Origin of the sequence: Chitinophaga sp. Ak27 (assembly GCF_012726295.1) — a bacterium.
GTDB lineage: Bacteria > Bacteroidota > Bacteroidia > Chitinophagales > Chitinophagaceae > Chitinophaga.
Map to the genome: position 1 here is coordinate 98049 of NZ_JABAOB010000005.1, position 25859 is coordinate 123907.

A 25859-nucleotide genomic window follows, 5' to 3' on the forward strand; every position below is an offset into this window, starting at 1 on the left:
ACATTCCCAAATGGTGCATACTTGTCTAAAATAAAGTTAACCCTCAATTTTGTGGAAGAAAAATTATTCTCATGAAAGCGATCCAACAAATAGCATTCGGACTTGAAAGTTTACAACTCACCGACCTTCCCACACCTACGCCTGCTGCCAACGAAGTATTGGTAAAAATAGAAGCCGTGGCGCTCAATTATCTCGATGTGGCGCTGGCTACCGGCACTTACAGTAAAGAGTTGCCATTGCCCCGCATTCCTACTTCCGATGGCGCCGGCATCGTTGCTGCTGTTGGCGATAAAGTGAGCAAATGGCAACCAGGCGACAGGGTCATGATACAATATAACCAACTGTGGCAACGGGGGTTGGCCACGCCGGCTACCAACCATATCAGAACAGGCGTTAGTACACCAGGTTTACTCGCGGAGTATGCTGTTATCCCTGAATATGCGCTCGTACGTACTCCTGCCAATTTAACCAGTGCAGAAGCGGCTACGTTACCGGTAGCGGGTGTTACGGCCTGGACAGGGCTGATGAGTTATGCTAACATTCAGCCGGGCCAAACTGTGCTCACGCAAGGTACTGGCGGCGTATCTCTTTTTGCCCTGCAGATAGCACTGGCAGCTGGCGCCCGTGTAATAGCCACCAGCAGTAATCCCGCTAAACTGGAAAAATTGAAACAATTAGGTGCTCATGAAGTTATCGACTATAAACAGTATCCCAACTGGCATGAAGAAGTAAGCCGCCTTACTAACGGGGAGGGGGTACACGCTACACTCGACATCGCCGGCGCCGCCACCATCGTCAATTCCGTGAAATCAGTAGGCTACAACGGCTTTGTGGGCCTGGTAGGATTTATTGCCGGCGCGCAGCTCCCACTGGATTTGTTTACCATAGTAGGCAACTACATCCGGTTACAGGGTTATTCTGTAGGTAGCGTACAAAGTTTCGAAGCCCTGGCAGCTGCCATAGCATTAAACAATATTCACCCTGTAATAGATCGCATATTCCCTGTAAGTGAAGTCCAGGAAGCGTTCCGGCATATGGGTAGCGGTAATTATTTTGGGAAGATTGTAATTGACATGAATGCCTGACCCTTATATATAAACGTCCTGCACTACGGCAGGACGTTATATCAAGTAAACCATTACACTAAAATTATTGTTTCAAGATAGTAAAAATGGGGCGATAAACCGGTTATTTCCTTGTTAAGGTGATCATAACATTATATTTTTATCAATACATGATAAACATCAGTTTCATGGATATCTTCACCTGCTACCTTTGCATCAATAATTCAAGATTATGCCATCCGTAGAAATACTATCCAGGATACAATTTGCTTTTACCATTGCCTTTCACTACATCTATCCTCCGCTGAGCATAGGACTGGGGCTATGTTTGGTGATCATGGAAGGGCTTTATCTCAAAACAGGTCTTGCAGTATATAAAGATATTACCCGCTTCTGGATCAAGATATTTGCCCTGATCTTTGGTATTGGCGTGGCTACCGGTATTGTGATGGAATTTGAGTTTGGTACTAACTGGGCTACTTACTCCCATTATGTAGGCGATATTTTTGGCAGCGCCCTGGCGGCCGAGGGGATCTTCGCCTTTGCAATGGAATCAGCCTTCCTGGGGGTATTGCTTTTCGGATGGAACCGGGTACATAAAGGCGTCCATTATTTTTCTACCTGTATGGTGGCGCTGGGCTCTATCTTCTCCGCATTGTGGATTGTGATTGCCAACTCCTGGCAACAAACACCCGCCGGCTTTCGTATAGAAGGCCACGACCTGGGCGCCCGTGCCGTAGTAACCGACTTCTGGGCCATGGTGTTAAATCCATCTTCTGTAGACCGTTTTTCGCATGTAATTATAGGCGCGTTCCTCGCAGGGTCTTTCCTGGTAATGAGTGTGGGCGCCTGGTATATATTAAAACAGCGCGCCGTTACCCACGCACAGGCCATGTTTAAAGTAGGTTTGAGCGTGGCGGTGATTGCTGCACTGCTGCAGCTTTTCACGGGTCATCGTTCCGCGCATTATGTCAGCAAATACCAGCCTGCAAAATTGGCTGCCATGGAAGGGCATTACGATAGCTCTGCAGTAGCGCCTATGTATATTGTGGGATGGGTAGATAATAAAAATGAGCACACTACCGGTATCAAAATTCCCGGCGGACTTTCTTTCCTCACACATGGCAGCTTTTCAGCACCGGTGGAGGGTTTGCGCGCTACGCCCAAAGAAGACAGACCAGGCGCCGTGAACTTCGTTTTCCAGATGTATCATATGATGATCACCATCGGCATCACGCTCATAGGACTCACACTGCTGGCTGTTTTCCTGCTATGGAAAAAGAAACTCTTCCAGCAACGCTGGCTGATGGTCATTTTTGCCTGGGCCGTTTTATTACCGCAAATAGCCAACCAGGTGGGATGGTATGCGGCGGAAGTAGGCCGTCAACCATGGGTAGTATATAAATTGCTTCGCACCTCTGATGCTTTATCCCGTAAGGTAACAGCCGACCAGGTCATGTTTTCCCTGATCTTATTTACGTTGGTATATGTACTGCTGTTTACCCTTTTCATCTATCTGCTGACGAGGAAAATACAGCATGGGCCTGATATCTCCGAAAATGCGGAAATAGAATACGATGGCTATTACCACGATAATATTACTTACCATCCTACTAAATTATAATTGTATGGAAACAATACTCGGACTGGATTTACCTACCTGGTGGTTTTTAGTGATCGGAGGATTGATTACCGGGTACGGCGTTTTAGATGGTTTTGACCTCGGAGCGGGTGCTTTACATTTATTTTTTAAGAAAGAAGAAAGTCGCCGCCTGGTCCTGAATGCGATAGGCCCGGTATGGGATGGTAACGAGGTATGGCTGGTGATAGCTGGAGGGGCGCTGTTTGCGGGCTTCCCGCTGGTATATGGCGTATTGTTATCTACCTTTTATATTCCCTTTATGTTGTTCCTGGTTGCGCTTATTTTCCGCGCTATTTCCATCGAATTCAGGAGTAAAGAACCGTGGCTATGGTGGCGCAAAATGTGGGATATCAGCTATATGGTGTCCAGTACCGGGATTACGCTCTTGCTGGGATTGGTACTGGGCAACCTGATACATGGCCTCCCCATGAATAAAGACCATGAGTTTACCGGCAACGTGCTTACCTTCTTCAACCCTTATGCGATACTGATTGCATTCACCACCTTGTCACTGTTTATGCTACATGGTTCTATTTACCTGGTGATGAAAACGGAAAACAGGCTTTACACGCGGCTCACCATTATTGTTAACAACTGTAGTAAATTCTTTATCCTCTGTTTCATTCTAACGTCGATGGCTACCCTGATTTACGTACCCCATATGACGCATCAGTTTAAATCGCACCCCAGCTTATTTCTGTTGCCGATGCTGGCGGTGCTGATAGTACTGAATATCAAGAGAAATGTGGATGCCCGTAAATATTACACCGCTTTTGCTTATTCTTGTATCATCACTGCTTGTCTGTTGATCCTGTTTGCTGTTGGATTATACCCCAATATCGTGATCTCTACCACCGATCCGGCTTATAGCATCAGCATTTATGCCGCAGCTTCTTCTGTAAAATCTTTGAAAATCATGCTGTTGATCGCCGCAATAGGCACTCCAATGGTGGTGGGATATACTACTTTCCTGTTTTGGACTTTCAGGGGTAAGGTTAAGTTGAATGAGATGAGTTACTAAGCGAGCTCAGCATTTATTAGGTCTATTAGACAGCTAAGATATCTCAGAGTGACTGCTATTATATAGCGTAATGGGAAGTCCTAAAAAAACAGGTCCCCGCAAGAAATTGCAGGGACTTACCATTTAACCTATATTCTGTACTGTAGCATTGAATTGATATCTCCCGAAACTCGCCTGTGTCATTTTCTCACTTTCATGCCTTCATCGGGAGGTGTTGTATATTTAAGACCGTTAACTTTCAATAAAGTTTAACCGGTTTAAAAAATTTTCTAAAAATAATTTTGGGCGACCGAAATTCGTAGCCACAACTTACCGCTTCCATGAACCGCATCGACCGTCTAACTGCCATTCTGATTCAATTACAAGGGAAAAAAATAGTGAAAGCAGCGGAAATAGCTGACCGTTTCAATATCAGCCTGAGAACAGTATACAGAGATGTGAAAGCCCTGCAGGAGGCCGGCGTGCCCATTGGCGCTGAAGCCGGTACAGGCTACTATATCGTAGATGGGTATCACCTCCCCCCGGTAATGTTCTCCAAAGAAGAAGCCGCCGCCCTATTGACGGGGGAGAAGCTGATGGAGCAATTTAGCGACCACAGCAACAAAAAGCAGTTTAGCCTGGCGATGGAAAAAATACGTTCCGTACTCCGGGGATCGGAAAAAGACTACCTGGAGTCGCTGGAGGAAAATATTGCCGTACTCCGCTACCAGCCCGGCGCTTTGGTTAATACTGACGGAGATGAGTTCCCCAACCGCTTTTTGTCTGACATCCAGCAGGCACTCGGCCTGAGCCAGGTGATTAATATGGAGTATTTTTCCCTCCAGGACGAGGTGGCTACCCGCCGGGAGGTAGAACCCATCGGTATTTTTCATATGAGCCATAAATGGCACCTGATCGCCTTTTGCCGGCTCCGGCAGGGATACCGCGACTTCCGGTTAGACCGCATCCGTAAACTCAGCCTGTTGAGCAGCAACTATGAAAAAGGAAAACACCCTTCTCTACAAGGTTACCTGGAGCAACAACGCAACAATCATAAGCAGGAGGCCCACCTGATAAAACTACGCTTCGACAATGACGTGATGCGGCATATCCGGGAGCAGAAATACTATTTTGGGCTGATGGAAGAAACAGTCAAAGGCGATTTCACTGAACTAACCTTCCTCACTGGCTCCCTAAGCTACTTCTCCCGCTGGCTGGTGATGTTTGGTAACCAGGTAACAGTACTCGAACCCCTGGAGCTGAAAACCGCTACGGCAAACCTTGTAGCAGAACTCCATCAACATTATTTTTAAATCCGGTATAACTACTGACATAAGGTTGTCATCAGCCCTTCTTTGCTTTGTATTATCATTAAACACAACACTATATGAAGAAGCTGACCAATTGTTATGTATTTCTTTTCGATGGCTATTCCGACTGGGAACCTGCCCTTACCATGTATGGCATTGGCTGCTTTACAGATATTAACGTGGTAACCTTTTCACTGAATGGGGAGGCGGTTGCTTCGGGAGGCAAACTGCCGGTGCAGCCACGCTCCAGCCTGGAGCAAGCCATGGCAGCTGATATCGATCTGCTTATCTTACCGGGTGGCGCGCCTATGGAACAAGGGGCCAATACGGAAGTGTTGCCACTGGTACAACAACTGCTGGCACAGCAAAAAACAGTGGCCGCCATCTGTGGCGCCACGGCACTATTGGCCCAACATGGCTTGCTCGACAACATACCCCATACCAGCAACCACCCGGAAGTATTGAAGATGCTGGCGCCAGCTTATAAGGGCCAAGCCAGCTATCAGCAAAGCCCTGCAGTAGATGGCGGACAAATCATTACCGCATCCGGCACCGCCATGGTGGCTTTTGCAAAGGCTATTTTCATACACTTTGATTTACTGGAAAAGGAACAACTGAAATTTTGGTTTGGCTTCTTTGATACGGATAATAATACCCCGGAGATGGAAACCGCTTCGTCCTTTCATTTCTTCTATCGCCGCTACCAGACCAACTTAGCCGGGATGATGCAACTGGTGCGTACGGCGATCAAAACGGTATATGAAGCAGCCATTGCGGCGGGACTGGAAATATGTGGCGGCGCACAGTGGCATTACCACAATTTCGACGGACAGCCAGATACTGTATTCACCCTCGACATCGGCTTGCCCGTTACAGGTGTTCAACCGGTGCCAGCTCCCTGGCTATGCGAAACCATGCCTCCATTCCGCTGCGTAAGCCTGCAGCACCATGGTCCCTGGGAACAACTGGGCGATACTTACGGAAAGCTGATCACTGGCTTACAAATGCTGGGGACGCCAATGACCGGGTATACCCGCGAACAGTATCTCCGCTACAATTTCGAACAACCCGCACAAAATATTACCAACGTACAAATCGGGATAGTATAGCAACAGCCATTCCCCGGGAAGCAGACTACAGCCACTTTCCGGGGATATATGGCGCACTAATTTTTACCCCCATGAAACTATATACCAGGCTGGGATGGCTGCTCATAACATCATTTATACTTGACCAATATCTTATAACAATGAAACAAGATTTAACCAAAACCTTTAAACAGTACTACACGGCTACCAGTGAACCGGCGCTGGCCACCATGGAGAAAGGGCTTTTTCTGACCATTGCTGGTCAGGGCGATCCCAATGGCGCCGGGTTTGCCGATGCAACCGCCGCATTATATGCGGTGGCCTATGGCATCAAGTTCAACAGCAAAGAGAAAGGGCACGATTTCACCGTCAGCAAGCTGGAAGGCTTCTGGTGGGTAGACGATGTTACCACCGATCCTTTAAAAGTACCGCGGGATCAGTGGCATTACGAACTGGCTATCCGGATTCCCGATGAAATTACCCGCCAGCAGTTCTCTGAAGCATTGTTGGCAGCAGAGAAAAAGAAGAAATCTTCCAAAATCCGCAAAGTTGATTATAAAGAAATAGCCGAAGGACTTTGTGTACAGTTGCTACATACCGGGGCTTACAGTGAAGAGCCAGCCTCCTTGAAGAAGATGGATGATTTTATGCACCAGCATGGATTAAAGATGAATGGGCGGCACCATGAAATTTATCTTTCCGATTTCCGGAAAACAGCACCGGAAAAACTGAAAACGATATTAAGGCATCCCGTAAGTCGTTAGTAGAATAAGGATAGGAGAAGTGCTAATCGCCAAGCCCTAACTGAATAATGGCTTGCTGAGCGGCAATCTGGCTGGCATCTTTCTTATTGAAGGCTTTTCCGCTGCAGATCAGTTCTCCATCTACCACAGCGCCAACGGTAAAAATGCGGCGGCCATTATCCATTTGTTCCTCGAGTAATTCAAACTCGAGGCTTTTTCCATTTTTGTTCGCCCAGCCGTACAACTTGTTTTTGTGGTTCATTTCCACGGTTTCCAGCAGTTCCATATCGATGTAAGGCAGGATAATCCGCTTGTGTACGAACTGTTGGGTTTTGTTATACCCGCGATCCAGGTAAACAGCGCCTACCAAGGCTTCCAGGGTATTTCCAAATATCTGGCTGATTTTGAGAAAGCTATTGTATTTGTCGTAAATGGTGAGCTTGCGCAATCCCATTTTGATGGCGATATCATTTAACTGTTGCCGGTTAACGATCTTGGAGCGCATCTCTGTTAAGTATCCTTCTGTTTTGTAAGGATATTTTTTAAAGAGGTAGTCTCCTACGATAGCGCCAAGAATGGCGTCACCGAGGTATTCCAGCCTTTCGTTGCTTTCCAGGAATTTTTCTTTACTGGAACGATGGCTCAGGGCCACTTCATAGAGGGCAAAATTACCGGGGGGAAATCCCAGCAGGTTGTGCAGCTCTTTATATAAGTGCCGTTTTTTGGAAACAAGTCGATATAAAAAACCTGGCAGTAAATTCACACAATCAAGATCAAGGAACAAATTTTTTGAAAATAACGGAGGCATTATGTCCACCAAAACCAAAGGTATTGGATAATGCGGCGTTTACTTCTCTCCTCTGTGCGATATTAAAAGTAAAATTCAGTTTCGGATCTAACTGCGGGTCGTCAGTAAAGTGGTTGATCGTAGGAGGAACTATGCTATCGATGATAGACATAATTACGGCTATAGATTCAACGGCGCCGGCGGCTCCGAGTAAGTGACCTGTCATGGATTTTGTGGAGCTGATATTCATTTTATATGCATGCTCTTCAAAAACCCGCTGGATGGCTTTTACTTCGGCAATATCTCCCAATGGGGTGGAAGTACCGTGAACGTTGATATAATCGATTTCGCCTGGCTGCATCCCGGCATCTGCCAATGCGTTGCGCATTACATTCAATGCACCTAATCCTTCCGGATGGGGAGCAGTGATATGATATGCGTCCGCTGTAGCGCCGCCGCCTGCCAGTTCTGCATATATCCTGGCGCCTCTTTCCTGGGCATGTTCTAATGACTCCAGTACCAGAGCACCTGCCCCTTCTCCCATTACAAAACCATCACGGTCGAGATCAAAGGGACGGGAAGCCGTTTTAGGATCGTCGTTTCTTTCGGATAAAGCCTTCATGGCATTGAAGCCACCTACGCAAGGCTCGTTGATTACATTTTCTGATCCACCGGTAATCACCATATCGGTTTTACCGTAACGGATGCTGTACATCGCTTCTATAATAGCATTAGTAGCAGATGCACAAGCAGATACAACAGAAAAATTAGGCCCTCTGAAACCATGGCGGATAGAAATATACCCGGCTGCGATATCCAGTATAAGCCTCGGAATCAAAAATGGACTAAAACGGGGTGTACCGTCCCCTGTATGGAATTCCCGCAGCTCATGGCTGAAGTTGATCATACCACCCACACCGGTGCCCCATATCACTCCCACCCGATCAGCATTGATCTTGTCTTTGTTGATATTGGCGTCCAGTATCGCCTGATCTGCGGCAATAACTGCCGTTTGTGTAAAGGGGTCCATCTTACGGGCCTCCTTCTTGTCCAGATAGTTAGCAGGATCAAAATTCTTCAGTTCGCAAGCAAAACGGGTTTTGAACTTGGAAGCGTCAAATTGCTTGATAAAATCTGCGCCGGATACACCGTTCGTCAATCCGTGCCAAAAATCAGCCACGGAATTGCCGAGCGGTGTAAGAGCGCCTAAACCTGTAACGACAACTCGTCTTGGTTGCATTAAAACAATTCTGATTAGTAGGATTATTTTACATGTTCTTCCAGGTAAGCAACTGCCTGGCCAACAGTAGTAATAGTTTCAGCTTGTTCGTCAGGAATGGAGATGTTGAATTCTTTTTCGAATTCCATAATCAGTTCTACCGTATCCAAAGAGTCAGCGCCTAAGTCGTTGGTGAAGGAGGCTTCAGGAGTTACCTCGGCTTCGTCAACGCCCAATTTGTCAATGATGATCTTTTTAACTCTTGATGCAATGTCTGACATAATTTTAAGTGTTTTTGGTTTAAAACTTGACTGCAAAAATATAATTTTTATTGAATTGCCAACAGATAGCCCGAATTTTAAAGGTCATCCAAGCAGCGCAATCCCGCCAAACTCAGTACAGTAAACATATTCATAGCTTTGTTAATAAAAGAATTTATATATTTTTGATACTGGTATGTTTACAGATTTGCATATTTCCACACAAAAGTCGCCTTTTTAAGGACAAATAAGACAATCCCCCTTCACCAAAATCTGCAAATCTCTAAATATCTCCATTCAACCGGCTTTTTAGCCACTTATCTAAACCCTTAACGCTATTTAACAGTTGCCGGGTGCATTCAGCCCCCTCAATGCTTAAATTTGTCCGGCTTGTGAGAGACTTCCTCCACCGGGGAGTACTGTACGGTAACAAAAGTCGCCGCTCGCCATTAATATTAAGCTATAGATCAACAGCTAAACGCTGCTAAAACACATATAAAAAGATATGGCCATCACCAAAAAGACCGTCCGCTCCATCCTGTTACTGGCTGCAGCTGGCATCGTCATCTTCTTCGTTTATAAGAAAATTGCGGGCAACAAGGCTGCTGCCGACCCCACCGCTGCTTCCGCTAAAGGAGCCGCCGGCGCCAGGTCATTGCTCACCGACGGCTGGGTAGTGAAAATATCCAAACTCGACCAGGCTATTGAGGCAAGCGGTACCTTACAAAGCAATGAAGAAGTAGAAGTGAAACCGGAAATCAACGGCCGTATCATACACCTATATTTTAAAGAAGGTACCCCGGTGAAAAAAGGAGATATCCTGGTTAAATTATATGATGAAGACCTGAAAGCCCAACTCCAGAAACTGAAATTACAGCAACAACTGGCTAAAACCACCCTGGAACGCCAGGAAAACCTGCTCAAAATAAATGGTATCAGTCAACAGGATGTGGACGTAACCCGCAACCAGGTAAGCGCTTACCAGGCCGACATGGACTATACCCAAACCCAGCTGCAGAAAACAGAGCTACGCGCTCCCTTCAGCGGCAAACTGGGTCTGCGCAACGTCAGCGAAGGCGCTATCGTGTCCTCTGCTACCGTTATCACCACCCTCCAACAAATAGATCCGCTTAAAATGGACTTCTCCGTAGCAGAAAAATACCGCAACGCCATTAAAAACGGCGACCAGGTAAATTTCTACGTAGCAGGAGATAATAATGAATATAAAGGCAGCATCTATGCCATAGACCCGAAAATTGACCTGACCACCCGCACCGTAAAACTACGTGCCATCGTTCCCAATAATAATGGAGTACTGTTCCCGGGGTCTTTCGCCAAAGTAAAAATTATACTCAAAAATATGCCGGATGCCATGATGATCCCCTCCCAGGCGGTAATTCCAGGCACCCGCGATAAAAAAGTAATCGTAGCGGATAACGGCAAAGCTAAATTTGTGACCGTGGAAACAGGCCTCCGTACCGAAAGCAGCGTACAAATCACCAGTGGTCTGCAAGCCGGCGATACGGTTATCACCACCGGTATCCTCCAGCTGAAACCAGGTATGCCGCTGAAGTATAATAAGATACAGTAACAACTTTCTTATCCGGCAGTAGGCCCCCGGCGGAACCTATCTCCCCGGATTACCTGCCAACGGAAAAAGAACACCGAAAATATTTGCCATGAGTTTACCTTCTTTATCACTCAAACGCCCGGTATTTGCGATCGTGATGAATATCATTATCGTGATATTCGGAATGGTAGGATTTACCTTCCTGGGGGTGAGAGACTTTCCGGCGATAGACCCGCCTATCGTTAACGTACGCACCTCATACGCAGGCGCCAACTCTGATATCATTGAAACACAGATCACCGAACCACTGGAAAAACAAATCAATGGTATTGCCGGGATCAAAAATATATCTTCCAGCAGCAGCCAGGGAAGCAGCAATATCACCGTGGAGTTTGAACTGGGACAAGACCTGGAAGGCGCTACAAACGATGTACGCGACAAAGTATCCCAGGCCCTCCGCAGCCTGCCCCCGGATATTGATGCCCCTCCGGTAGTATCCAAGCAAGACGCCAACTCCGATGCTATCATCTCCATGACAGTACAGAGTAATACCCGCAACCAACTGGAAGTAACGGAATACGGCACCAACGTACTCCTCGAAAAGCTCCAAACCATTCCCGGCGTGAGCGCCATCCAGATCTGGGGAGAAAAACGCTACGCCATGCGTATCTGGATGGACCCGGCTAAATTGTCGTCCTATAGCCTCACCCCCAACGATGTACAGGCCGCCCTGGCTCGCGAGAACGTGGAACTGCCTTCCGGTAAAATTGCCGGTAATGCCACCGACTTTACCGTACGCACCTTCGGCCGCCTGGTATCGGAAGACGACTTTAATAACCTCATCATCAAAAATATAAACGGCAGCGAAATCCGTATCCGCGACATTGGTCAGGCTGTACTGGGACCGGAAAACGAAGAAACCATGCTGAAAGAATCCGGTATCCCGATGATTGCACTGGCACTCATCCCTCAACCCGGATCCAACTACGTGGCCATCGCAGATGAATTCTATAAAAGGTATAACCAGCTGAAAAAAGACATTCCTGACGACTACACCGTGAATATCGCCATGGATAATACCCGCTTCATCAAAAAATCGATCGATGAAGTGGAAGAAACCCTGATCATTGCCCTCGTACTGGTAATTATCATCGTGTACCTGTTCTTCCGCGACTGGCTCATGGCCCTCCGTCCGTTGATAGATATCCCGGTATCCCTTATCGGCGCGTTCTTCATTATGTATGCCTGCGGCTTTACCATCAACATCCTCACCCTGCTGGCTATTGTACTCGCTACCGGCCTGGTGGTGGATGACGGTATCGTGGTAACGGAAAATATCTATAAAAAGATAGAAGCCGGCATGCCCCGTATGCGCGCAGCACGGGAAGGATCTGAAGAAATCTTCTTCGCGGTAATTGCTACCTCTATTACCCTGGCCTTTGTATTCTTACCGATTATCTTCCTCCAGGGATTTGTGGGACAATTATTCCGTGAATTTGGTATCGTGGTAGCCGGCGCAGTAATTATCTCGGCATTCGTATCACTTACGCTAACGCCTGTACTAAACGTAAAGCTGGGCCGTAAAACACATACCCATTCCTGGTTCTACACCAAAACAGAACCTTTCTTCCGCTGGATGGAAGAAGGTTATAAAAGTTCGCTGGAATCGTTTATGCATATCCGTTGGGTGGCCGGATTAATCATTGCCGGCTGCCTGGTGATGATTTATTTCCTGTTTAAAACACTGCCATCTGAACTGGCGCCGCTGGAAGACCGCAGCACATTCCGTCTCTCTATTACCACGCCGGAAGGTACTGCCTATGACTATATGGACGCTTACGTAGATAAGCTCACCAAATTCATGGCCGACTCTATACCGGAAAAGAAAATCATTCTCAGTGTTACCTCTCCCGGCTTCAGCGGATCCGGTGCAGTAAATACCGCCTTTGCCAACGTAGTGCTCACCGAACCACAAGAGCGCCACCGTTCGCAAAAAGATATTGTGAACCTGGTAAACCGCAATATGAGCAGATTTCCGGAAGGAAAAGTGTTTGCCATTGAGCAACAAACCATCCAGGTAGGACGCAGAAGCGGATTACCTGTATCGTTTGTACTCGAACATATCAACTTCGATACCTTAACAGCTGTACTTCCCAAGTTTATGGAGGAAGTAGGCAGCAGCCCGGTATTCCAGGGCACGGACGTAGATCTGAAGTTTAATAAACCGGAACTGCGTATTCACATCAACCGTGATAAAGCTACCCAGCTGGGTGTGTCTGTACAGGATATTTCACAAACACTACAGCTCGCGCTGAGTAATCTCCGCTATGGTTATTTTATCAGGAATGGTAAACAGTACCAGGTAATGGGGCAAGTATTCCGCGCAGATCGCGATGATCCTATGGACTTGCAAAACCTGTATGTGCGCAATTCCCGCGGTGAAGCCATACAGCTCGACAACGTGGTAAACATTGAAGAGGAAACCAGTCCGCCTATCATCTATCACTTTAACCGTTATAAATCGGCCACCATTTCCGCAGGCCTCGCTCCCGGCAAAACCATTGGTGATGGATTGAAAGAGATGTACCGGATTTATGATAAACTACAGCGGGAAAGTATACTGAACGATTCGTTCAACACGGCGCTTTCCGGCTCGTCCCGCGACTATGCAGAGAGTGGCTCCAATACCATGTTTGCCTTAGGCCTGGCCCTGGTGCTTATTTACCTGGTACTGGCCGCCCAGTTTGAAAGCTGGATAGATCCGTTAATCATTATGCTCACAGTACCACTGGCATTTGCCGGGGCGTTGTTGTCGCTATGGCTGTTTAATCAAACCTGGAATATCTTTTCACAGATTGGCGTAATCATGCTGATAGGCCTGGTAACGAAAAACGGTATCCTCATCGTAGAATTTGCGAACCACCAACGTGATAGTGGTATGAAAAAATCAGATGCCGTTATCAATGCCTCCTCGCTTCGTTTACGCCCGATCCTGATGACGAGCCTGGCTATGGCACTGGGTGCACTGCCCATTGCCATGTCGCTGGGAGCTGCCGCCACTAGCCGTATTCCATTAGGGATTGTCATTGTGGGAGGTATCATATTCTCGCTGGTATTAACTTTATACGTTATCCCGGCGATGTATACTTTCTTCTCCCGCAGAGGTAATAAACGCCATGAGGAGGAAGAAAACGAAAAAGATACGGTTGTACCTGTCACTTCAGCACATGCCTAAACGCTACTGATTGCATGAACAAGACGAAGCTATTTATGATGATAAATATAAAGAAGCAGTACTTATGTTTACTGCTCATACTGATAAGTGCTACCGGCCTTAAGGCCCAGCAACAGATACTTACGCTGGAGCAGGCCATTGATGTAGCACTCAAGAATAATTTTGATATCCGGTTAGCCAGGAATACTGCAGAGCTTTCTGCTAATGACTACGCCTATTCGAACTTTGCCTTCGTGCCCCGCCTGAATGCCACCGCCGGCACCACCTGGAATAATACCGCCACCAAACAGGAATTCGTAAATGGTACCAAGAGAGATACCAGCGGCATCAAAGGCAATAATATCAGCGGCAATGTAACATTGAGCTGGACCTTATTTGACGGTCTGAAAATGTTTGCCACACGCAATAAATTACAGTCCATCCGCGACCTGGGAGAACTGGCTATTAAAAACCAGGTGCAAAATTCCATTGCCACTATTATTAATGGCTATTATAACATTGTACAACAGAAACAACAGCTGAAGGCCCTGGCAGAACAAATGTCGATTTCAGAAGAACGGGTAAAATTATCTGATGCTAAATTCAGTACCGGTCTTGCTCCCAAAACTGACCTGCTGCAGTCTAAAGTAGACCTGAATGCCCAAAAAGCACTGTATCTCCGCCAGCAAACACTGATAGAAGAAAGCAAAGGGTTGCTTAATCAACTCATGGCTGTTCCTGCCGGCGCTATTGGTTACGATGTAATAGATTCCATTCCGCTGAATAGTGGGTTATCCTTTTCCCTGTTGCAGCAAAACATCGCCAATAATAATAGCGCGATAAAAGTGCAACAACAAAATGTGAACATATCGGCGCTCGCCATCAAAGAGCGTCGTGCAGATTACTTCCCGGTGATATCATTCAATTCAGGCTACAACTATAATAGAAATACTTCCAATGCAGCCTCCAATGCGTTTAGTCCGAAATTCAACCGCAACGGCGTTTTCAACTATGGGCTCACCGCCGCCATACCTATCTTCAACGGGTTTAATGTAAAGAGACAGGTACAAAATGCGAATATTGATTTCGATTTCCAGAACATTACGTTGGATAATATAAAATCGCAGGTCGACCTGTCACTCAATAACGCATTCAAAGACTACGAGTACTATAAAAAGCAAGTCGCGCTGGAAGAAGAAACCAATGACCTGGCACACGAAAATGCGATGGTTGCATTGGAACGATTTAAGCAAGGCGTATCCACCATCCTGGAAGTTAAAATTGCACAACAGAGCCTGGAAGATTCATTTTATCGTTTAATCCAGGCACGCTATAATGCCAAGCTGGCGGAAACGCAGTTAGGCCTTTTAAATGGCGCATTATTACAATAAAATACAATCACCAACCTTTTACAGTGAAGCGGTATCATATGGTACCGCTTTTCCTTTTCAACAGATGTACGGCGATGAACAACAAGTGTATCGCCGGCGAACACATTATGAAAAATATTTTGTAATATAGATTAATTATCAACCATATTTTACACGGCATGATTTTATAATAAGAACCGTAAACATAATCATCATGTATCGTCATCTTAGCATCGTCGTAACCTGTCTGTTATTGCTTACCAGTACCTGTTTTGCTCAACAACTCCGTTTAGTAAATCGTTCGCTGATAAAAGATTCTGTTATTCATCTTAACAAAGCAGATGGTCCTGGTGTAGCGTGGATTAGCAACCAGGAATTTTCAAACGGCACTATAGAGTTCGATGTAAAAGGGAAGAATGTGTTGCAGCAAAGCTTTGTAGGTCTTGCGTTTCATGGCCAGAATGATTCTACTTATGATGCTGTTTATTTTCGTCCCTTTAACTTCCAGGTACCGGAGCCGGGAAGAAGAGCGCATTCAGTGCAATACATTTCCCTTCCTAAATATGATTGGTTTACTTTAAGAGACCAATACCCCGGCAAATATGAAAATGAAATTGATACAGCTACCGATCCTAACAACTGGTTTCACGTTAAACTCGTCATTGAATTCCCGGAAGTAACAGCCTATGTAAACGGAAAGAAATGTCTATCCGTTACGCAGATCTGCACCCTTAAAACCGGCATGGTAGGGTATTGGGTAGGTAACGGTTCTTCGGGAGAATGGAGGAACATATCTTTCAAGTAAGGTTGTTGATTGTTAAGTTAGAAGTCGGGCTTTAAGGCGTTGGTCCTTAAGGCCTTTTTAATTGCCTTTACACTGTGAGCATGACTTTCCCTACCAGCCATACAGCCGGTCTCGCAAAAAAACAACAGTACTCGCAATTCTTCTCATCGTCTTCAAAGCCGACGGTAATTCATGCGCCCTTTCATTATACTGTGAGCATAATTTTCTCCACCTGCCATACAACCGGCCCCACAAACAACAATACTAACAACTCCCCTCATCGTCTTCAAAGCCGACGTCGCTTCATGTGAATCCTTTATTATACCGCGGCATAACCTTCCATGCCAGCAATGCAATCAGCGCCAACATACATCAATACTTACCGGTCACTGGTTACAAAACCAATGACACCTCCTATAACCACTTCCATTACGCCCTGAACATACCTCTTCCTCGTTGGCAATAACGCCAACGGTTATCTGTATGACCGCTTGTATTACAGTGGAAAGCTTCCCGTGTCGGCTATATTAACCAACCATCAACTCACTCAGAAATTTCATCCATAGTGCTTCTTCTCAGGTTACAAGCCCGGTGATACCTAATCGGCTCTTCATAATAATGGCAATGCCAGCCCCGCCAGGGTAGTCCCATCATTACGTTGATGTAAACCCATAAGGTATCGTCTCGAGACCAACTGTAATTTTAGCTACGCCTGAGTTACAAACCGTATGAGATAAAATATTTCTTTACTACAGCTCCCGATTGTATTCAATGCTCATCTATTCAATAACTTCTTGCTCTTATTCATCTAATTCCTTATTGCCAGTACAGCTTCTTCTTAACTATTATTAGAAAAATAATCAACATGCTCCTGGTATGCTGACATTAGCCGTCACTCAATAGCAGTCAAAACCAAATTGCGCTAAATCCATAACTATAGCCCAATTCAGCCTTTACCATTTACATTTACTAACAGATGGAAGTACGTTGCGATAACAGATTTGCTTACTCGATTTTGGTTTATCACAACAAATGAAAAGAATCGCTCACAGAATATTTATCCAAAGTTAATTTTTTTTTCAATAAAAAAATTACGGTCGGCAAAAATATTTATACAACAACAAACTAACACCGATGCATCTCCAAACACAATATGATAAAGGGATTCAAAAGACAGCAACAACACACCAAATAAATAAATAAAGTTTTTAAATTAATTTTTTTAGGTAGGATTCTTAATTATTTTTTCTCAATTCAAATTTATTACATAATTTTCAACCCGATTTTAACCTGCTAAGGTTAACCCCGCCAAAAACCTTCCTGAAAAACTTTCAAACCCCACGCCATGAGGCTAAATACGGTAACTACCATATCTATAGACAAAATAAAACTCAGACAATTTCAGTTTCTGCACTTGAAGCAGTCCATGGAAAAACACCATGAATTTGAATTAGGTATTGGATACGACTGGCTGTCGATTTATGGCGCTAACCCGGTTACAGCCGGAAAATACTTACTTGGAAAAGAAGTGAGCATATGTATCCAACCTGTTGAACTGCCAGGAAAATTCAACCCCTTACTGTTTAACGGCATCATCACCAATATCACTGCAGGTAAAGAGCAGAACGGCAATACAGGCAGCTGTATATTACAGGGCAACAGTCCCACCATCTTTCTATCAGGCAATCCACACACCCAATCATTCGAGCAGCTGGCCTTATCATCCATTGTTAACACCATTTTCAAAAACTGTTACCCTTTTTCTGTTGAATGCCTGGTGAATCCCGTTTTTACCCACACGTTGAAATATGTGGTACAATACAAAGAGACTGGCTTTGACTTTCTCCATCGCATCTCCCAGCGATATGGAGAGCACTTCTTCTACAATGGGCAACAAATTATATTTGGAAAATACAGGCCTCAAAAAGTAAGCCTTACGCATCAAGCAGATCTGGCGTCATTTCAGATTAACTGCAGGATTCTACCGGGCAATCAGCTATTGCAAGCCTATGAATACAGGCGCCCACAAGTCATTGTATCGGAGGTATTACAACAACCCGTTCAAAGCTCCAATAATTATACCCGGCACCTTCATGCCTTGAGTAAAAAATTCTATCATCATACTGCGACCTATAATATGCCGTTTGCATTCAGCAGCCATGCGGCAATGGAACTATCTTTCCTCACGCAACAATATCAGCAACGATTGCTCTCCCAAATGGTGCTACTCAACGGCGCCAGTACGAATACAGGGCTTCGGCCGGGCGATACTGTCAGCATACAGGAAACTTTACTCCACAGGGAAGAATATGGCGAATTCCTATTGACTGCTATTGAGCACCATTGCAATGGAAACGGGGATTATCACAACGCTTTTGAGGGCATTCCGGCCGACCTGAATCCAGCTCTCAGAAAACCATGCAACATGCCCCATTGTGAGGCGCAAAGCGCAGTGGTAATCGATAACAATGACCCTAAAGGGCTGGGAAGGATACGCGTGAGATTCAACTGGCAGAAAGGCGGCTCACCATGGATCAGGTTCCATCAACCCCATGGCGGCACCAATAAAGGATTCTATTTTATTCCTGAAATAAATGAAGAAGTATGGGTAGACTTCGAAGGAGGAAATCCAGAGGCGCCTTATGCCACAGGATGCGCCTATAACGGAGCTGCCAAAACAAATGAAGGAGACGATCAAAACAACATAAAAATAATTAAAACCCGTAGTGGCCATGTTATACGATTGGACGACACCGATGGTAACGAAAATATCATCATATCCGACAAAGGCGGCAACACCCTCATCATGAATACAAAGGACCAAAGCATCTCTCTATCTGCCCCCGAAAGCATAAAAATCACAGCCCGCAACATCGGCATACAAGCTACCGAAAATATTGATATCAACGCAGGCATACACCAGCATCATACTGCCGGCATGAATATCCTGCATACAGCCGGCGATGGCATCAACCAATATGCGCTTAACGACTACCGGCTAACCGCCTCTAACATTGTCAAAATAGCCAGGGAAAACATCCATGTACAAGCCCGGGAAATGGAAAAAAATGCCGAAGAAATAAACATCCATAGCACTAAAAAAGATATGCATATTTCATCGGGGAAAACCGTCACTATTAAAAGCATTGAGAAATCTATCATCCACTAAAACATGAACCATATGAATAACAATTCCGCCACTGGAAAACTATCTGTTATCTGCAAAAGATATACGGAAAACTGCAGAAGCATCCACTGGAATTCCCATGGACCAGTGACGCTGTATGCCGTCAAATCCATTGTTATCCAGGGAAAACAAACCGGAATAAGGTTTATCAAAAACACCGCTCCAACACAAACACCGAAAGCGTAACGCATCCACATATAATACACTTGTAAAACTATAAGATGGCAGACAAACATTTTGTGGTACAGGGAGCCGTATGCCGGTGCCGATTTGGTACTACCAGCAGTAAACTCCAGGTGCTGAACACCAACGAATATATGAATGACCATGCAGGCAGCATCAAGCCCGTTGCCAGCAGTAAAGAATTGGGAAATCCATTCCTACCGGCTACATTCGGACATTGCAGTCTCACCCAAAATGCCTGCGTACCGGCCATTTCAAAATGGCGGAATACATTACGCCAAATAGTACTGGCTAATAATGGCCAAATACTCACGGAAAACAGCAAGGCATATTGCATCGTAGCCGGCACACCCTGTATCGCTGTCACCCATCATGGTCAAACACTAGCTCCAATTACAAACGACACCAACGAAACTACGGTTGCAGATCATCCTACGGAAATGATAACGCCCATACCATCCGACACTATCAACACTGCTGTTACTGCAGCGCAATCCTCCAACGATCAGCAAACTACAAAGCCATTATTTCCAGAACAAAAACCAACCGTGCCATTTACTGTTAACCCCTTTGTTAACCATATCGTTAGACCCCGAACCTCCCTTAGTTTCCAGGCATCCGACATGATGTCCCCTGCTAAGCTGTCTTCTTCCTCTGCAGCTGCCACCCAATGGCTCTTAAATGGTAAACAAGTGGGTATAGGCGCATCAATTATGCTTGATGGCCATACCCACTTTACCATTCCGGGGAAATACCGCATAACGGCACTGATAGGCTTGCCCCCGTCAAAACCACAGCAGGCCCGCAGGTATTTCGAAGTAAAAAACAATGAATTACAGGCAATAAAAATCAATGATTCCGATCCAAACTGGATAATAGGCAAACGCTATACATTAACAGCTCAAACATTAATGCCCTACGCTGAAAATCTCGATGGCCCCATTATATGGAAACCGTATGGCGCAGGCCGCGATGTACAGGAAAACGCATTTGCATCTCAGGAGGGAACGTTTACGATTAGTGCGCGGCTAAAACAATCAGTACAAACACTGGAAATAAACGCAGTATATGCTACTGTCAACCGCTGGTGTTTTGTTGATCAGCAAAATATCTATAAAGCGAGGGCAGGATGGCAGGAAAATATCTATATCACTATTGCCAGCCCAGAAGCCAGTAACGAAACTGTTACCCTGCACCTGCTGCAAAGTACGCCAGCCCACCGTATCTGCCACGTAAAGGAAATTGGCCAGGTAAAGTTCGATGATACCGGTACGTTAAAAGTAGCCGTCAATATCCAAAAGCTAAAGCCCATCCTCACGGCGGCCAGCTTCCGATGGGATACCAGTAATTTATTATTCGCCATAGCGCAAAGAGAAGACAGCATACAATTCGCGGGCATGAAAACCATTTGCTGCCATGACAAGAAATACTGGTTCCCTCAAAAACAACACCAGCTAAGAGGAGCAGAAATGGGAAAATACCTTCAGATAAAAGATACCACGGGAATAGTGTCTATACAGTTCTTCGACAGCCATCATGTACCAGCCTATAAGGTGTATCCATATGGAGAGAAAATCACGGTACATATACAAACCAACAATCTCTCGGACGAAACCCTGCTATTTGAAATATGGGAAAACAAGTTCCAGGAAGAAGATATATGTCATTGCCGCAAGGAGATACGGGTAAATGATAGCGAAACCTGTGATGTACTGATTAACACACTTTCTTTAAAAACAGGAAAATTCCTGGAAGAACAGTGTTATCGGAGCTTCTACGTTGCAGTAAAAATATCTGCAACCGACAAATACCTATATCCTGCTGAAATAGCGGACAACAACCTGTTAAACCCCGCTAGCGTTAGCTACTACCAGCATATAAAGCTATCTGATGGTCTCCACGGGCTACTGAATAAATTTGCCCGCTCCAATGCCCCGGTAGTCGTAGGAGAATCACTGGGAGATGATGAGTCGCCGGAATGCCCCCATTGCGAAGAAAATATCACAACAGCACAATTGGAGAGAATATTCCCAAATGCCGGTAAAGACCTGCTGCTACCTATTGCAAACATCTACAATAAGTATATGCAATTAACAGGAATGAATTCCTGCTGGAACAAAGCGCACTTCTTCGCACAAATCATCGTTGAATGCGGTGGCAGCCTGAAAATAAAAGAAGGAGAGAATTTCAATTGGTATTGGGAAGATCTTCCTGCCAACTTTCGGGCTTTCAAAACCGCCGAAGGACGCAAGAAGGCAAGGGAGTGGGGACGACCGGTGAAAAAACCCGCTCATCCCGGCGTTAGCCAGCAAAACATGCAACACATCGCTAATTATGCTTATGGTCCCGGATCGGCTAAAGGTAAATCACTGGGCAATACCGTTACAGGCGATGGCTGGAACTTTAGAGGACGAGGACTGATACAGATAACCGGCAGGGAAGCATATGCTTATGCTAACAGTTACACAATAAAGGAACAGGCAGATGTGATAGCCCACCCCGACCTCGTAGCCAGCAATATGAAGATTGCCACCCTATCAGCTATGGCGTTCTGGGTGTCAAAAGGACTGCCTTTGATTGCCAATTGCAGCAGGAACGCAACAATCGCCGTAAGCCAACAGGTCGGCAAAGAAATAGTTGTTAACGGTAAAAGCAATCATATAGAAAAACAACATGCTTTCGATAACACCACGTCCCTTACATTCCATGTCCGCAGATGCCGCCATAAAGCCGTCAGCAGCGAAATGGCAAACCGTTACCGTATCGACGCAGACACCTTCACCTGCAACCTGGTTCGTCGCAACCCTATTAGCAATAAATATCAGTATGATGTATACATTTCCCGTAACCTGGCTCATACCTATATACTCGAAAAAAATCGCTGTCACTTATTACCCTTCCCCGAAACAGGCCCTAACTGGGGCCGGTACGGGCAGCGGGACAAAGGTGGAGACAACTACATCGCCCCCGAAATAGCAGCCCCATTATTCGGCTTCTTCTATTCACTTCCCAAAAATGGCTACAATGACAAGCTATACTTCAATGATATTTCCGCAGCTGATAAAAGAAATATTGGGCATAAAGGACACATAGATGGGAATGACATAGACATCCGGTATCCCGGAAGCTCCAATAAGCCGGGAGAAGTGCTATGGAGCGAGGCGATGAAGGCGTATGGATCGGAAAGAATATTCGTTTCTACTCTTGAAAACATCCTATCAATCGCTAAGAAATGGAATTTCAGCAAAAACTATGCGTATAAAAAAGGTATAGCAAATACAACTGGGCTTTCCACCAAAGTCCATCAAAACCATTTTCACCTAGGCATGAGATGAAAAAAATTTATTTCCATGAAACAACTTCTAAACAAATTTATTATTGCACTAATAGTATTAATGGCCAGTTGCCAACATCAATCAAAATGTGCCCTGAGCAATACGTTAGATAGTGCAACTATTACCCAAACCGAAAAGTTATATGACATGAATATTGATACAATCTCCTCCCATATGGAACTACAGGATCATATCGAAGCAACAGAAGATGGTCTTCCTGCTACCTACACCTACAATGAGGTAGATGTAGATATTGCTATGCCCATTATTGCAAAGGGGCTTGCAGACCAAGGATACCAGACATCAACAGACACTCTCTTTGACAAAAAGGTAATTGATATTTTTGGAAACATCTTCCATATGTCAAATTCAAAAATAAAATTACATCCTCATTTCACTACCGTCTTCCAAACGGATTCGAGTACTGATGAATTTGACTATACAATTGATAACTTCTTTATTTCGAGAGAGTTTAAATTTATCACATGGGTGCCACTCCTTGGAGACATAATAATATTTACAGACAAGAGTCACTACAAGATGGACCTGCATCCGAAGCTTGTATCGCTCAACAAATACCTCTTCAACAACAGCCAACCTGATCTTGCCTATCTGCTCCAGGAAGATTCCATGCTTTTAAAAACTCTCGTCACCTCTTTCGGCTATACGAAAGAGCCTAAAATCAACGATCTCGTCATGAACGACTATCTTGATATGGACGATGAAAGGAAGCCAACAATAGGCAACATCATCTTCGTTAAAAATGCGCTGGGCGTATTGGAAATAAAAGAAGAACTCCTGAAATGGATCTTCAGCCATACTGCTGCTTATGACCACCAGCTCCTCGATGCACTGGATAAATATGCAAACATGCTATATGATAACAGGCCTGATGAGATATTTACTGAGCAGCCACACGAGGTATTCACCCTCAATGAAAAAAGAAAAATTGTTGCTTATATCGCTATTATTTACGAGCCGCTCTTTCATAAATTCCTGGGAGAATTAAATAGCAACTGGCCTGATTTTTCTGTATTGGAGCGGATAATTCAAAAGGACCCTGGATTAAGAGACTACATCAGGCAGCAGCATTACTTTTCGCTGGAAAGTTTAAAAAAAATAATCGAATCATCAGACTACGATTTATAACAATCCAATGCGTGCTAACAATAAAAAAAACGCGCCAGGTGTTTTCACCCGGCGCTATTATTCTTAAGGTTCTTTCTTATCCTGTCTCTTTTTCTGATATTCCTCAAAAGACTGCTTGATATACAAGAGCAAGTCATAATCCGACGCAGTGTTGAGGAACTGATATCCAGGCCTATATTCATGCATAAACGAATCCAGCTCAGGACTCTGTAACTTGGTCATTTTTCCTACCAGCTCCGGGGAATACCGGTAGTCAATAAATTTTTCCTTTTCCCAGTATAACAGTTGTTCATGGAACTGCTCTTTCCGCTTCCGTGCTTTGCTGGGAACCAGGTAAGTTAGTGCCGTAATAGGATTGGCAGGCAATGTTTTCAATATATCTACTGCGCCAGGCTTGTGATAATTAAAATAACGACCATACTCATCTCTCATCGCCAACGAGTCTTTCTTATACCCTTTACCCGTTACATTTACACCTTGCAGCTCAAACATGCGCTTTTGCATATACACATCCATAGTGGAAGACATACCCGGGGTAATCAGTAGCTTGGTGGTATAGCTCAACATAGAAAATTCTAGCGTATCTCCTGGTAACGACTCAATATAAAATCGGCCGTTTTCATTACTGAGTACGCCTGTCATGGTCCTTTTGTTAACAATTGTAACAAAAGGCAATCCCGTTTTGGTTTCCTGATCTGCTACCATACCGGATAACCTCACCTGCGCGACAGTACCCCCTATGCTAATGAAAAAGAAGAAAAACAGTGCTCCTATATATGCTGTAATACGAATCATGAATGTGCTAATCTCTCAAATTTAATGCTCTACCCCTAAACGAAAAGTTAAAAAACAAGACGCATGTTAGTGCTAACTAACAAAAATATTAATTATCAACGTTATAAATATCCCTTCAATCACTTATTTTTATGATTATTACAGATTTATCAGGTAAATGTCATGCCACAGAAGATAGTTTTTGCTACACAACACTACCAGTATTTAAAAAACCGGATCCTCGATATTACAGGTCCTTCCTGGGAAAACGGGGTACTAGACATCCGCGATTTCCCCGATGGAGAGCACTATCACTGCATTTTAAGTAGTGTGAGTAACAAGGAAGTTATTTTAATAGGCGGTACTATCGACGACAAAGAAACCCTTGAATTATACGACCTCGCCAGCGGTTGTGTACAGCTGGGTGCCTTTTCCCTTACTATTATCATCCCCTTCTTTGGATACTCCACCATGGAGCGGGCAGTGAAATATGGGGAAATTGTCAAAGCCAAGACACGTGCGGTGCTGTTTTCATCTCTCCCAAATACCTCCCGCGGTAATAGGATTGTAATGATAGATCTGCATGTAGATGGAATTACCTGGTATTTCGAAAACGATGTTCGCCCTGTTCATCTATATGCAAAAGAACTGATAAAAGCGGCAGCCCTGGAACTTGCAGCGGGTCAGCCTTTTGTATTGGCCAGTACAGATGCCGGCAGAGCTAAATGGGTAGAATCACTTGCAAATGACCTACATGTACCGGCAGCCTTTGTGTTTAAACGTCGCATCTCTGGCGATGAAACAGCCATTACCGGTATCAATGCCGACGTAAAAGGTAAAACGGTTATCATCTATGATGATATGATCCGTACCGGGGGATCGCTCATTCATGCAGCAGAATCTTACCATGAAGCCGGCGCTAAAGAAATCTGTGTGATCACCACCCATGGCATATTTGCAGGAAATGGCTTCGATAAAATTAAAAAAAGCGGCCTCATAAAAAAGGTGGTATGCACCGACACACACCCTAATGCACTTACCATCAACGATGATATGCTGGAAGTAAAGTCGGTGAGTCAGCTAATCATCGATTACTTCCAATCACAACATCCCTGAATCCGCTACAGAACTGCCTTCAACACTTACTTATCCGGCTCCCGGAGCAATTGCCTACCTTTAA

General features: G+C 45.0%; 19 protein-coding genes. 15 read left to right on the top strand and 4 right to left on the bottom strand.

The genetic code is table 11. From position 1 onward, the window contains the following. Window positions 1–71: 71 nt before the first annotated feature. The 6 genes from HGH90_RS17775 to HGH90_RS17800 all read left to right on the top strand — a co-directional run bounded on the left by HGH90_RS17775 (window position 72) and on the right by HGH90_RS17800 (window position 6868). Window positions 72–1085, top strand: coding sequence for a zinc-dependent alcohol dehydrogenase family protein (locus HGH90_RS17775; protein WP_168766668.1), 1014 nt, complete (start codon window positions 72–74; stop codon window positions 1083–1085). Window positions 1086–1296: 211 nt separating this feature from the next. Continuing rightward, window positions 1297–2688, top strand: coding sequence for a cytochrome ubiquinol oxidase subunit I (locus HGH90_RS17780; protein WP_168766667.1), 1392 nt, complete (start codon window positions 1297–1299; stop codon window positions 2686–2688). A 4-nt stretch (window positions 2689–2692) separates the two neighbouring features. After that, window positions 2693–3727: a cytochrome d ubiquinol oxidase subunit II gene (gene cydB / locus HGH90_RS17785; RefSeq protein WP_168766666.1), complete on the top strand. Its 1035-nt coding sequence runs from the start codon at window positions 2693–2695 to the stop codon at window positions 3725–3727. Window positions 3728–4047: 320 nt separating this feature from the next. Then, window positions 4048–5019, top strand: a complete 972-nt coding sequence (locus tag HGH90_RS17790) for a helix-turn-helix transcriptional regulator (protein ID WP_168766665.1) — start codon at window positions 4048–4050, stop codon at window positions 5017–5019. A 74-nt stretch (window positions 5020–5093) separates the two neighbouring features. Further along, window positions 5094–6125 carry a DJ-1/PfpI family protein gene (locus HGH90_RS17795; protein ID WP_168766664.1) on the top strand — a complete coding sequence of 344 codons (1032 nt, stop codon included), beginning with the start codon at window positions 5094–5096 and terminating at the stop codon, window positions 6123–6125. Window positions 6126–6265: 140 nt separating this feature from the next. Next, window positions 6266–6868, top strand: a complete 603-nt coding sequence (locus HGH90_RS17800) for a GyrI-like domain-containing protein (RefSeq protein WP_168766663.1) — start codon at window positions 6266–6268, stop codon at window positions 6866–6868. Between the two features lie 22 nt (window positions 6869–6890). On the opposite strand, the gene rnc is transcribed toward HGH90_RS17800, so the two are convergent. The 3 genes from rnc to HGH90_RS17815 are packed head-to-tail and all read right to left on the bottom strand — an operon-like array spanning window position 6891 to window position 9134. Continuing rightward, window positions 6891–7610 carry a ribonuclease III gene (gene rnc / locus HGH90_RS17805; RefSeq protein WP_317166155.1) on the bottom strand — a complete coding sequence of 240 codons (720 nt, stop codon included), beginning with the start codon at window positions 7608–7610 and terminating at the stop codon, window positions 6891–6893. Between the two features lie 10 nt (window positions 7611–7620). Further along, complete coding sequence (fabF, locus tag HGH90_RS17810; RefSeq protein WP_145663216.1) at window positions 7621–8874, bottom strand: beta-ketoacyl-ACP synthase II; 1254 nt, start codon at window positions 8872–8874, stop codon at window positions 7621–7623. A 23-nt stretch (window positions 8875–8897) separates the two neighbouring features. Beyond that, window positions 8898–9134 carry an acyl carrier protein gene (locus HGH90_RS17815; protein ID WP_012788038.1) on the bottom strand — a complete coding sequence of 79 codons (237 nt, stop codon included), beginning with the start codon at window positions 9132–9134 and terminating at the stop codon, window positions 8898–8900. A gap of 484 nt (window positions 9135–9618) precedes the next feature. On the opposite strand from HGH90_RS17815, the gene HGH90_RS17820 reads away from it, so the two are divergent. The 8 genes from HGH90_RS17820 (at window position 9619) to HGH90_RS17855 (ending at window position 23905) form a co-directional block, all read left to right on the top strand. Then, window positions 9619–10704 carry an efflux RND transporter periplasmic adaptor subunit gene (locus HGH90_RS17820; protein WP_169191654.1) on the top strand — a complete coding sequence of 362 codons (1086 nt, stop codon included), beginning with the start codon at window positions 9619–9621 and terminating at the stop codon, window positions 10702–10704. Window positions 10705–10792: 88 nt separating this feature from the next. After that, a complete protein-coding gene (locus HGH90_RS17825; RefSeq protein ID WP_168766661.1) occupies window positions 10793–13918 on the top strand; it encodes an efflux RND transporter permease subunit in 3126 nt (1041 codons plus the stop codon). A gap of 14 nt (window positions 13919–13932) precedes the next feature. Beyond that, on the top strand, window positions 13933–15288 hold the full coding sequence (locus tag HGH90_RS17830; protein WP_169191655.1) for a TolC family protein: 1356 nt from the start codon (window positions 13933–13935) through the stop codon (window positions 15286–15288). 193 nt (window positions 15289–15481) lie between these two features. Next, window positions 15482–16072, top strand: a complete 591-nt coding sequence (locus HGH90_RS17835; protein ID WP_168766659.1) for a family 16 glycoside hydrolase — start codon at window positions 15482–15484, stop codon at window positions 16070–16072. A 1324-nt stretch (window positions 16073–17396) separates the two neighbouring features. Continuing rightward, on the top strand, window positions 17397–19220 hold the full coding sequence (locus tag HGH90_RS17840; protein ID WP_169191656.1) for a type VI secretion system Vgr family protein: 1824 nt from the start codon (window positions 17397–17399) through the stop codon (window positions 19218–19220). Window positions 19221–19232: 12 nt separating this feature from the next. Beyond that, complete coding sequence (locus HGH90_RS17845) at window positions 19233–19424, top strand: hypothetical protein (RefSeq protein WP_169191657.1); 192 nt, start codon at window positions 19233–19235, stop codon at window positions 19422–19424. Between the two features lie 35 nt (window positions 19425–19459). After that, window positions 19460–22756, top strand: a complete 3297-nt coding sequence (locus tag HGH90_RS17850; RefSeq protein WP_169191658.1) for a PAAR-like protein — start codon at window positions 19460–19462, stop codon at window positions 22754–22756. Window positions 22757–22771: 15 nt separating this feature from the next. Next, window positions 22772–23905 carry a hypothetical protein gene (locus tag HGH90_RS17855; protein ID WP_169191659.1) on the top strand — a complete coding sequence of 378 codons (1134 nt, stop codon included), beginning with the start codon at window positions 22772–22774 and terminating at the stop codon, window positions 23903–23905. A gap of 63 nt (window positions 23906–23968) precedes the next feature. Here HGH90_RS17855 and HGH90_RS17860 read toward each other — a convergent pair whose 3' ends face one another. Then, complete coding sequence (locus HGH90_RS17860; protein ID WP_168766654.1) at window positions 23969–24700, bottom strand: carboxypeptidase-like regulatory domain-containing protein; 732 nt, start codon at window positions 24698–24700, stop codon at window positions 23969–23971. Window positions 24701–24862: 162 nt separating this feature from the next. Here HGH90_RS17860 and prs point away from each other — a divergent pair, with 162 nt between their 5' ends. Further along, window positions 24863–25795 (top strand): ribose-phosphate diphosphokinase, encoded by a 933-nt coding sequence (gene prs / locus HGH90_RS17865; protein ID WP_168766653.1) that lies wholly within the window; start codon window positions 24863–24865, stop codon window positions 25793–25795. Window positions 25796–25859 lie beyond the last annotated feature (64 nt).

Bases quoted from the DNA above. Each gene is read 5' to 3' on its own strand.
- HGH90_RS17780 (WP_168766667.1), top strand. From the start codon at position 1,297: ATGCCATCCGTAGAAATACTATCCAGGATACAATTTGCTTTTACCATT.
- prs (WP_168766653.1), top strand. From the start codon at position 24,863: ATGCCACAGAAGATAGTTTTTGCTACACAACACTACCAGTATTTAAAA.
- fabF (WP_145663216.1), bottom strand. From the start codon at position 8,874: ATGCAACCAAGACGAGTTGTCGTTACAGGTTTAGGCGCTCTTACACCG.
- HGH90_RS17850 (WP_169191658.1), top strand. From the start codon at position 19,460: ATGGCAGACAAACATTTTGTGGTACAGGGAGCCGTATGCCGGTGCCGA.
- HGH90_RS17800 (WP_168766663.1), top strand. From the start codon at position 6,266: ATGAAACAAGATTTAACCAAAACCTTTAAACAGTACTACACGGCTACC.
- HGH90_RS17845 (WP_169191657.1), top strand. From the start codon at position 19,233: ATGAATAACAATTCCGCCACTGGAAAACTATCTGTTATCTGCAAAAGA.
- HGH90_RS17775 (WP_168766668.1), top strand. From the start codon at position 72: ATGAAAGCGATCCAACAAATAGCATTCGGACTTGAAAGTTTACAACTC.
- HGH90_RS17815 (WP_012788038.1), bottom strand. From the start codon at position 9,134: ATGTCAGACATTGCATCAAGAGTTAAAAAGATCATCATTGACAAATTG.
- cydB (WP_168766666.1), top strand. From the start codon at position 2,693: ATGGAAACAATACTCGGACTGGATTTACCTACCTGGTGGTTTTTAGTG.
- HGH90_RS17840 (WP_169191656.1), top strand. From the start codon at position 17,397: ATGAGGCTAAATACGGTAACTACCATATCTATAGACAAAATAAAACTC.
- HGH90_RS17795 (WP_168766664.1), top strand. From the start codon at position 5,094: ATGAAGAAGCTGACCAATTGTTATGTATTTCTTTTCGATGGCTATTCC.
- HGH90_RS17830 (WP_169191655.1), top strand. From the start codon at position 13,933: ATGAACAAGACGAAGCTATTTATGATGATAAATATAAAGAAGCAGTAC.
- HGH90_RS17820 (WP_169191654.1), top strand. From the start codon at position 9,619: ATGGCCATCACCAAAAAGACCGTCCGCTCCATCCTGTTACTGGCTGCA.
- HGH90_RS17855 (WP_169191659.1), top strand. From the start codon at position 22,772: ATGAAACAACTTCTAAACAAATTTATTATTGCACTAATAGTATTAATG.
- HGH90_RS17825 (WP_168766661.1), top strand. From the start codon at position 10,793: ATGAGTTTACCTTCTTTATCACTCAAACGCCCGGTATTTGCGATCGTG.
- HGH90_RS17860 (WP_168766654.1), bottom strand. From the start codon at position 24,700: ATGATTCGTATTACAGCATATATAGGAGCACTGTTTTTCTTCTTTTTC.
- HGH90_RS17835 (WP_168766659.1), top strand. From the start codon at position 15,482: ATGTATCGTCATCTTAGCATCGTCGTAACCTGTCTGTTATTGCTTACC.
- HGH90_RS17790 (WP_168766665.1), top strand. From the start codon at position 4,048: ATGAACCGCATCGACCGTCTAACTGCCATTCTGATTCAATTACAAGGG.